Annotated in this window: 7 protein-coding genes and 1 pseudogene; 2 read left to right on the top strand and 6 right to left on the bottom strand. The window is 65.8% G+C overall.

Annotation, left to right across the window (positions count from 1 at the left end; translation table 11 throughout):
- Positions 1–291 precede the first annotated feature (291 nt).
- The 6 genes from AC1DQP_RS12350 to AC1DQP_RS12325 all read right to left on the bottom strand — a co-directional run bounded on the left by AC1DQP_RS12350 (position 292) and on the right by AC1DQP_RS12325 (position 6,768).
- Positions 292–1,137, bottom strand: a complete 846-nt coding sequence (locus AC1DQP_RS12350) for an ABC transporter permease subunit (RefSeq protein WP_478051694.1) — start codon at positions 1,135–1,137, stop codon at positions 292–294.
- Positions 1,134–2,045: an ABC transporter permease subunit gene (locus AC1DQP_RS12345; RefSeq protein ID WP_256777249.1), complete on the bottom strand. Its 912-nt coding sequence runs from the start codon at positions 2,043–2,045 to the stop codon at positions 1,134–1,136. The genes AC1DQP_RS12350 and AC1DQP_RS12345 overlap by 4 nt, the downstream gene beginning before the upstream one ends.
- The gene (locus tag AC1DQP_RS12340) at positions 2,042–3,175 is read right to left on the bottom strand and encodes an ABC transporter ATP-binding protein (protein WP_457317981.1); all 1,134 of its coding nucleotides are present in this window, start codon (positions 3,173–3,175) and stop codon (positions 2,042–2,044) included. The genes AC1DQP_RS12345 and AC1DQP_RS12340 overlap by 4 nt, the downstream gene beginning before the upstream one ends.
- 161 nt (positions 3,176–3,336) lie before the next feature.
- Entirely contained in the window at positions 3,337–4,443 is a 1,107-nt protein-coding gene (locus tag AC1DQP_RS12335) for a polyamine ABC transporter substrate-binding protein (RefSeq protein ID WP_256777250.1), read from the bottom strand.
- Positions 4,444–4,579: 136 nt separating this feature from the next.
- Positions 4,580–6,013: a glutamine synthetase family protein gene (locus AC1DQP_RS12330; protein ID WP_478051693.1), complete on the bottom strand. Its 1,434-nt coding sequence runs from the start codon at positions 6,011–6,013 to the stop codon at positions 4,580–4,582.
- Positions 6,010–6,768: a gamma-glutamyl-gamma-aminobutyrate hydrolase family protein gene (locus AC1DQP_RS12325; protein WP_457317983.1), complete on the bottom strand. Its 759-nt coding sequence runs from the start codon at positions 6,766–6,768 to the stop codon at positions 6,010–6,012. The genes AC1DQP_RS12330 and AC1DQP_RS12325 overlap by 4 nt, the downstream gene beginning before the upstream one ends.
- Before the next feature lie 142 nt (positions 6,769–6,910).
- On the opposite strand from AC1DQP_RS12325, the gene AC1DQP_RS12320 reads away from it, so the two are divergent.
- Both AC1DQP_RS12320 and AC1DQP_RS12315 read left to right on the top strand, forming a co-directional pair.
- Entirely contained in the window at positions 6,911–8,212 is a 1,302-nt protein-coding gene (locus tag AC1DQP_RS12320) for an NAD(P)/FAD-dependent oxidoreductase (protein WP_457317984.1), read from the top strand.
- A 258-nt stretch (positions 8,213–8,470) separates the two neighbouring features.
- Positions 8,471–8,687: pseudogene (locus AC1DQP_RS12315) on the top strand (MASE1 domain-containing protein); the annotation flags it as partial.

Below are 8,687 nucleotides of genomic sequence, written 5' to 3'. Positions count from 1 at the left end.
CTGCTCCACCCAACAAAGGGGCAAACAATCCGTCAGGCGTTGGCGTGGGTGGGTGGATTGGCGGGACCCTCAAGCCGCATGGATGCGGCTTGGGAGCCTACACGGGTGAAGGCGCATTGCTCGCGAGGAACTGCCTCGCATGCGACTGAACGCACGGCCGCCAGCGGCTGGGCCGGGCCGCGGAGCGGGACTTGCGGCGTATCCCGCCAACCCACCCACGCCAACGCCAACTCAGATTTCAGTCCCGCTGTTGCCGTTGCGGTCGCTCTAAAAAGAACAGCTGCACCCACCCTACCCCTTGTSCTGCAGCGCCATCTGCATGTCGCGCTGACGCCGCTTCTCACCGCGCGCAGTAACGAACCAGCCCACCACCGCCGCGATCGACACCGCCAGCACCATCAGCGTGGCCAGCGCGTTGATCTCCGGCTTGATCCCCATCCGCACCGATGCGAACACCTTCATCGGCAGCGTCGTCGAATTCGGGCCGGCCACGAAACTGGCGATCACCACATCGTCCAGCGACAACGTAAAGGCCAACAACCAGCCGGCCACCAACGCCGGGGCGATGATCGGCAACGTGATCTGGAAGAACACCTTCAACCGGCTCGCCCCCAGGTCCATCGCCGCCTCTTCCAGCGAACGGTCCAGCTCCTGTAACCGCGAGGACACCACCACCGTCACGAACGACAGCGTGAACGTCACATGCGCGATCCAGATGCTGGTCACCCCGCGTGCCGGGAAGCCCGGAATGCCGCCCATCGCCACCAGCAGCGTCATCAGCGAAAAGCCCAGGATCACCTCGGGCATCACCAACGGCGCGGTGATCAGCGCGCCGAACATGGTCTTGCCCGGGAACCGCTTGAACCGCGTCATCACCATCGCCGCCATCGTGCCCAGCACCGTCGACGCGCACGCCGTCCAGAACGCCACCTCCAGGCTGATCCACAACGCATCCAGGATCTGCCGGTTGTTGAACAGTTCCCCGTACCAGCGCGTGGAGAAGCCCGACCAGACCGTGGCCAGCTTGGAGGCATTGAACGAGTACACCATCAGCAACAGGATCGGCAGGTACAGGAACGCGAACCCCAGCCCCAACACCGACCACCCCAACCACCGGCTGCCGCGCACCATGCTCATAGCAGCTTCCCTTCCAGCTCACGCTGCTGGACCCGGTTGAACAGCAGGATCGGCACCAGCAGCAACAGCAGCATCACGATCGCCACCGCCGAGGCCGTGGGCCAGTCGCGGTTGTTGAAGAACTCACCCCACAGCACCCGCCCGATCATCAGCGTGTCCGGGCCACCCAGCATCTCCGGAATCACGAACTCGCCCACCGCCGGGATCATCACCAGCATGCAGCCGGCGATGATGCCGGTGCGCGACAACGGCAGCGTGATCCGCAGGAAGGCCTGCCACGGCTTGGCCCCGAGATCGTAGGCGGCTTCGAGCAGACGGTTGTCCAGCTTGACCAGGTTGGCGTACAGCGGCAGCACCATGAACGGCAGGTAGCAGTACACGATGCCGATATAGGCCGCGGTCGGCGTGTACAGGATCTGCAGCGGCGCATCGATCAACCCCAGCTTCAGCAGCAGCTGGTTGAGCAGCCCGTTGCGGTCCAGGATGCCGATCCACGCATACACCCGGATCAGGAACGAGGTCCACGACGGCAGCACCACCAACATCATCGCCACGTTGCGCGCGGCCGGCGACATCCGCGAAATCACGTATGCCATCGGGTAGCCGATCAGCAGCGTCAGCAGCGTGGCGATCACCGCGATCTTGATCGAACTCAGGTAGGCCAGCACGTACTGGTTGTCCTTCACCAGCGCTGCGTAATTGCCCAGGTTGAGCTTCAGCGAGAACGCGCCATCCACGTATTCCAGCAGCCAGGTATACGGCGGCGAGCCGACCTGCGTGCGTGAGAAYGAGATCATCAGGATGATCACGAACGGTACCGCGAAGAACAGCAGCAGCCACAGGTACGGCGCGGCGATCACGCTACCGCGGGTACCGGGGAGCCAACGCTTCCAGCCGGCGGCGTTCATGCGGTGAGCACCACGCCGTCGTTGTCACGCCAGCACACCCACACGCTGTCGCCCCAGGTCAGCCCGTCGCTGGCCCAGCGCTGCGAATTGGCGAAATTGGACAGCACCTTGGCCCCGCTCGGCAGGCGCACGTGATAGACCGAATGGCTGCCGAAGTAGGCGATTTCCTCGATCACGCCCTGTGCCTTGTTGGTGTCCCCGGCCGGCTCGTCCTTGCCGATCATCACCTTCTCCGGGCGCAGCGCGAACGCCACCGGCTGGCCTTCGTAGCCGGTGATGCCGTGGGCCACGTAGATCGGCGCCGGGAACAGCGGCGTGCGCACGGTGACGTACTCGGGCAGGTCCTCGTCGATCGCCCCGTCGAACAGGTTCACCGAGCCGATGAACTCGGCCACGAAGCGGTTGGCCGGCTGCTCGTAGATTTCGTCCGGCTTGCCCACCTGCTGGATCCAGCCGGCATCCATCACCGCGATGCGGGTGGCCATGGTCATGGCCTCTTCCTGGTCGTGGGTGACCATCACGCAGGTCACCCCGGAGGTCTCGATGATGTTGACCAGCTCCAGCTGCATCTGCGAACGCAGCTTCTTGTCCAGCGCGCCCATCGGCTCGTCCAGCAGCAGCAGCTTGGGCCCCTTGGCCAGCGACCGCGCCAGCGCCACGCGCTGCTGCTGGCCACCGGACAACTGGTGCGGCTTGCGCTTGGCCAGCTTCCCCAGCTGCACCAGCTCCAGCATCTCGCCCACGCGTGTGCGGATCGCATCGCGGGCCAGGCCGTCCTGCTTGAGCCCGAAGGCGATGTTCTGCTCCACCGTCATGTGCGGAAACAGCGCGTAGGACTGGAACATCATGTTGATCGGCCGCTGGTACGGCGGCAGATCGTTGATGCGCTGGCCGTCCAGCTCGATGCTGCCCTTKGTGGGCGTCTCGAAGCCGCCCAGGCAGCGCAGCAGGGTCGATTTGCCGCTGCCCGAGCCGCCGAGCAGGGCGAAGATCTCGCCCTTGCGCACGTCCAGGCTGACATCGTCGAGGGCGACGAAGCCGTCGAATTCCTTGCGCAGCGCGCGGATGGACAGATAGCCCGGTTCGAGGACCGGCACGACCTCGCCTTCCGGCTTGGCATCAAATGGCATGGGGAGCGGCTCCGGGAGCGGCGGCGGGACGGGGGGAGCATCCCATTTTACCGGTGGTGGCAGCGTCATGCGCTACCGGATCGGGCGGCCTGCCCCCCACACCTGCGGGATGAATACCCTGAAACGACRACGCCGGCACGGGGCCGGCGTCGCAGGGGCGGTCAGCGACCGGTCTTCACCTCGGTCCACAACCGGGTGTAGAGCTTGTCCACCTCCGGAGTGTTGATCGAGTAGGTGAACATCTTGGCGGCCACGTCGGCCGGCGGGTAGATGGTCGGGTCGGTGCGGATCGCCTCGTCCACCAGGGCGGTGGCCTTGGTCACCGGGTTGGCGTAATGGATGAAGTTGGTGTTGGCCGCGGCCACCTTCGGTTCCAGCAGGTAGTTGATGAAGGCATACGCGGCCTCCGGGTGCTTGGCATCCTTGGGGATGGCCAGCATGTCGAACCACTGCGGCGCGCCTTCGCGCGGGATCGAGTAGGCCACGGTGACGCCGTTGTTGGCCTCGGCCGCGCGGTCACGAGCCTGGATGATGTCGCCCGACCAGCCCACCACCAGACAGGTGCCGCCGTTGGCCAGCGAGCCCACGTACTGGGAGGAGTGGAAGTTCTGCACGTACGGGCGGATGCCCTTGAGCAGCGCGGCGGCCTTTTCCAGCGTGGCCGGGTCCTGGCTGTGCGGATCTTCGCCCAGGTAGTGCAGCGCGATCGGGATCATGTCCGAGGGGGTGTCCAGGATGGTGATCCCGCAGTCCTTCATCTTGGCGATGTTCTCGGGCTTGAAGATCAGATCCCAGCTGTTGGCGATGTCGGTGCTGCCGCCGAAACGCTGCTTGAGCAGTTCCACGTTGTAGCCGATGCCGGTGGTGCCGATCATGTACGGCACGCCGTACTGGTTGCCCGGGTCCTGCTGGGCGATGCGCTTCATCACGTCCGGGTCGAGGTTGGCCAGGTTCGGGATCTTGCTCTTGTCCAGCGGCAGGAACACCCCGGCCTTGATCTGGCGGCCGAAGAAATTCAGCGTCGGCACCACCACGTCGTAGCCGCTGTTGCCGGCCAGGAGCTTGGTTTCCACCATCTCATCGCTGTCGAACACATCGTAGGTCACCTTGGTGCCGGTGGCCTTCTCGAAGTTGGGGATGGTGTCTTCGGCGATGTAATCGCTGTAGTTGTAGACGTTCAGCACCTTGCTGTCGTCGTCGGACTTGCCGCCGCCACAGGCGCTGAGTACGGATACGGCAATGCCGAGGGTGAGGATTCGCAGCTTCATCGGACTCTCCACAGGTCAGGTGCGAGATGGGGGAACCGGCCAGACCGGTACGACGGCTGCCAGCCTAACGGGCATGCCCGTATTTTCCCAGCACATGGCCCTCACGGCCATGCCGGATCTGGCGACGCGGCGCCGTTCAGACGTTGAGCAGCAGGAATTCACGCTCCCACGAGCTGATCACGCGGAAGAAGGTCTCGTATTCCTTGCGCTTGACCGACACATAGGCCCGGCAGAAGCGCTCGCCCAGCATCTCGCGCAGTTCCGGGCAGCCTTCCAGCCCGTCCAGCGCCTCGCCCAGCGAGCGTGGCAGGTCGTAGCCCAGTTCCTTGGCGCTGCCGCTGATCGGCGCGGTGGGGGAGCCCTGCTCGCGGATGCCGAGCAGGCCAGCAGCCAGGGTGGCGRCGATCGCCAGGTAGGGGTTGGCATCCGAGCCGGCAAACCGGCTTTCCACCCGCATGTTCTCCGGGGTATCCAGCGGCACGCGCAGCCCGCAGGTGCGGTTGTCGAAGCCCCAGTGCACGTTGCTCGGGGAGACCTCGCCGAACATCAGCCGGCGGTAGGAATTCACGTTCGGCGCGAAGAACGCCATCGCCATCGGCACGTATTTCTGCAGACCGGCCAGGTAGTGCCCGAACAACGGGCTGAAATCCTCACCGCCATGCTCGCCGGTGAACACGTTGCTGCCGTCGCTGATCCGCAGCAGGCTCTGGTGGATGTGCATCGCACTGCCCGGCTCGTTCTCCATCGGCTTGGCCAGGAAGGTGGCGTAGATGCCGTGGCGCATCGCCGACTCACGCATGGTGCGCTTGAACAGAAACACCTGGTCGGCCAGATCCATCGCATTGGCATGGGTGAAGTTGACCTCCAGCTGCGCCGCGCCGGATTCGTGGATGAGCGTATCCACGTCCAGCTTCATCGCATCGCAGTAGTCGTACATCAGATCGAGGATCGGATCGAACTCGTTGACCGCATCGATCGAGTAGGACTGGCGCGCGGTTTCAGGGCGACCGGAGCGGCCAGCCGGCGGCAGCAGCGGGAAGTCCGGGTCGGTGTTCTTCTGGACCAGGAAGAACTCCAGCTCCGGTGCCACCACCGGGCGCAGGCCGAGTTCGGCATAGGCATTGAGGACGCGCCGCAGCACGTTGCGCGGGGCCAGCTCATGCGGCTCGCCGGTCTTGGTGAAACAGTCGTGGATGACCTGGGCGGTGGGATCGGTGGCCCACGGCACCATGCGCACGGTGTCGGCATCCGGGCGCAGGATCATGTCCGAATCCGACGGTGAGGTCAGCTCGTAGTAGTCGTCCGGGAACTCGCCGGTAACCGTGGTGGCGAAGATGCCCTCCGGCAGGCGCGTGCCGTAATCGTGCGAGAACTTGTCGGCTGGAATGATCTTGCCGCGCGCGTTGCCGGTGATGTCCGGTACCAGGCACTCCACCTCGGTGATGCGCCGGTCCTTGAGCCAGCGCAGCAGCGTGCTCTCCTCGGGCACCGCCGGTGCGGCGGCCTTGCGCGAAGAAGAGGCCGCTTTGCGCGGGGCTGTGGCTTTACGCGAACGCGTTCGGGTGGTCATGACCGGTCTGCTTTGCAGGAGTAGCGGCGACAAGCATCGCCGAAGGCTTGGAAAATACGGTGATGGAACGGGTTTTCAGTGACACGCCATTCCGGATGCCACTGTACTCCGAGCACGAAGGCGTGCGCGGGGTTGCGCGCGGCCTCGATGAGGCCGTCATCGGCGCGTGCCTCGACCCACAGCCCCGGCGCGAGGCGATCAATGCCCTGCCCGTGCACCGAATTGACCGCGATCGCCTCGGCGCCGGCCCAGTCGGCCAGCCACCCGCCCTGGGCCAGCCGCACCGGGTGCGCCGGACCGTACTGTTGTTCGACTGCCGCGTCCGGATCCTCGCGATGGTCCATCAGGCCAGGCACCTCGTGCACGCGCTGATGCAGGGTGCCGCCGAGCGCCACGTTGAGTTCCTGGAAGCCGCGGCAGATGGCCAGCACCGGCAGGTCGCGGGCAAGTGCAGCCTGCAGCAGCGACAGCGCCGTGGCATCGCGCGCGGGATCGTGCAGATTGCCGGGCCAGCTGGGCGCGCCGCCGTAGTGCTGCGGCTCTATGTTGCTCACCGCGCCGGTCAACAGCAGGCCATCGAGACGGTCCAGCCAGTCGTCGGCCGGCAGCGCAGGCTGCAGACTGGGCAGCAGTACCGGGGTGACCGCGGCAGCCGCGCGCAGCGCGCGGATGTACTTTTCGCCRGCGACCGCGAACCGGTGATGACCCAGCATCGTGCTGTCGGTGGGCAGGCCGACCCAGGGGGGCGAAACCATGCGTCATGCTCGGATGACCTGCCTGCACGTTACCGCTGGGCTACGACCCGGCGCAACCGGCGTCGGTCCGTCACATGCCTGCGCGCCGGCCTGCGACAGACTGGCCGCTGTTCCGGGGCCGGGTTGCTGGCATGCTGTCGCCATGAGTTCCGATTTTTCGCGCCATTCCGGCCAGGACCACGTTGCCAGCTGGTACGCCGACAGCGTGCCGGCCCAGCCCTTGCGTGCGCCGCTGGCGGGCAATCTGGACACCGACGTGTGCGTGCTCGGCGCCGGCTACACCGGCCTGTCGGCGGCGTTGTCGCTGGCCGAGCGCGGCTTCCGCGTGGTGGTGCTGGAGGCGCAGCGGATCGGCTGGGGGGCGTCCGGGCGCAACGGCGGCCAGGCCATCGTCGGCTATGGCTGCGAGGTGGACACGCTCGAACGCCTGGTGGGTGCGGACGATGCCCGCCACCTGTTCGATTTCTCGCGTGAAGGCATGGCGCTGCTGCGGCATCGCCTGCAGCGCTACCAGATCGACTGCGACTGGCGCGATGGCCATGCCAGCGTCCCGATCCGCCCGCGGCAGGAGCGCATGCTGCGCGCGGGCATGATCGAACTGGCCGAGCGCTACGGCTATCCCCTGCAGTGGTGGGACCGCCAGCAACTGCGCGAGCAGCTGGACAGCCCGCGCTACAGCGGGGCGATGTTCGATGCTGCCAGCGGGCACCTGCATCCGCTCGCCTATGCGCAGGGCCTGGCACGCGCGGCCGAAACCCTGGGGGTGACGATCCTGGAACAGTCGCCGGTGCTGCAGCTGGTCCGCGGCGCACGCCCCCAACTGCGTACCGCACGGGGGACGGTGAGCGCCGATCACGTAGTGATCGCCGGCAACGCGCTGCTGCAGGGCATCGCACCGGAACTGGAAGCGCGGATCATGCCGGTGGGCACCTACATCGGGGCCACGCCGGCGCTGGGCGCCGAACGCGCACGCGCCTTGATCCGCAACGACATGGCCGTGGCCGATGTCAGCTGGGCCCTGGATTACTTCCGACTCAGCGCCGACCACCGGCTGTTGTTCGGCGGGCGCGCCAGCTATTCGGCGTTGCCGCCGCCGGGCCTGCACGGGGTGATGACCCGGCGCATGCACCAGGTGTTTCCGCAATTGGCCGATGTGGCCATGGAGCAGGTCTGGGGCGGTTACGTGGACATCACCCGCAACCGCGCACCGGACTGGGGTCGGCTCACCCCCAACGTCTATTTCGCCCAGGGCTTCTCCGGGCACGGCGTGGCCGCCACCGGCCTGGCTGGCGCGGTGTTGGCCGAGGCCATTGCCGGACAGGCCCAGCGGCTGGATGTGTTCGCGCGGATTCCGCACGCGCGTTTTCCGGGCGGGCGACTGCTGCGTACCCCGCTGCTGGTGGCGGCGATGTCGTGGTACAAGCTGCGCGATGTGCTGTGGTGAGCGCTAGATCCTTCGGAGCCCCATCTGTCATGTAGTAGACCGTCCTTCGGACAGCCGTTCGCAGCAAGCGTCCAAGTTGCCAACTAAAGGCTTGCATTTGATCACGCCAGGCTCGGCGACCTGACGAAACGCATCTTTTCGCTCTATTCCTATAATCTTTCTGCGCAATTGCACAATCCGCCGCGTGTCGATACCGTCCAAACCGAACGCCATAGTGTTTCGCATGGATGTTGATCTGGCACGGGCAGGAGGAAATACGTGCGACGAGATTGGTGGAAAGATGGGCTTCAACTGAGTTTGCGCATTCGCCCGGTCGGGCTTGTCCTCGCTGTTGTATATGCCTTTGCATGCTGGGGTACACGCAAACTCTCTCTCGACCAGTTTTACCTGCCTGCAGGTGTGCGTGTCGCCGCGCTGCTGCTCTGCCCGCCACGACTGTGGCCTTACCTGTTCCTGGGCGAGTACGCATATTTCG

This window comes from Stenotrophomonas sp. P5_A8, from assembly GCF_056400545.1.
This window is presented reverse-complemented; position numbering and strand designations above follow the sequence as displayed.

Coding starts and splice junctions, on each gene's coding strand:
- AC1DQP_RS12335 (WP_256777250.1), bottom strand. CDS start 4,443: ATGAAGCTGCGAATCCTCACCCTCGGCATTGCCGTATCCGTACTCAGC.
- AC1DQP_RS12320 (WP_457317984.1), top strand. CDS start 6,911: ATGAGTTCCGATTTTTCGCGCCATTCCGGCCAGGACCACGTTGCCAGC.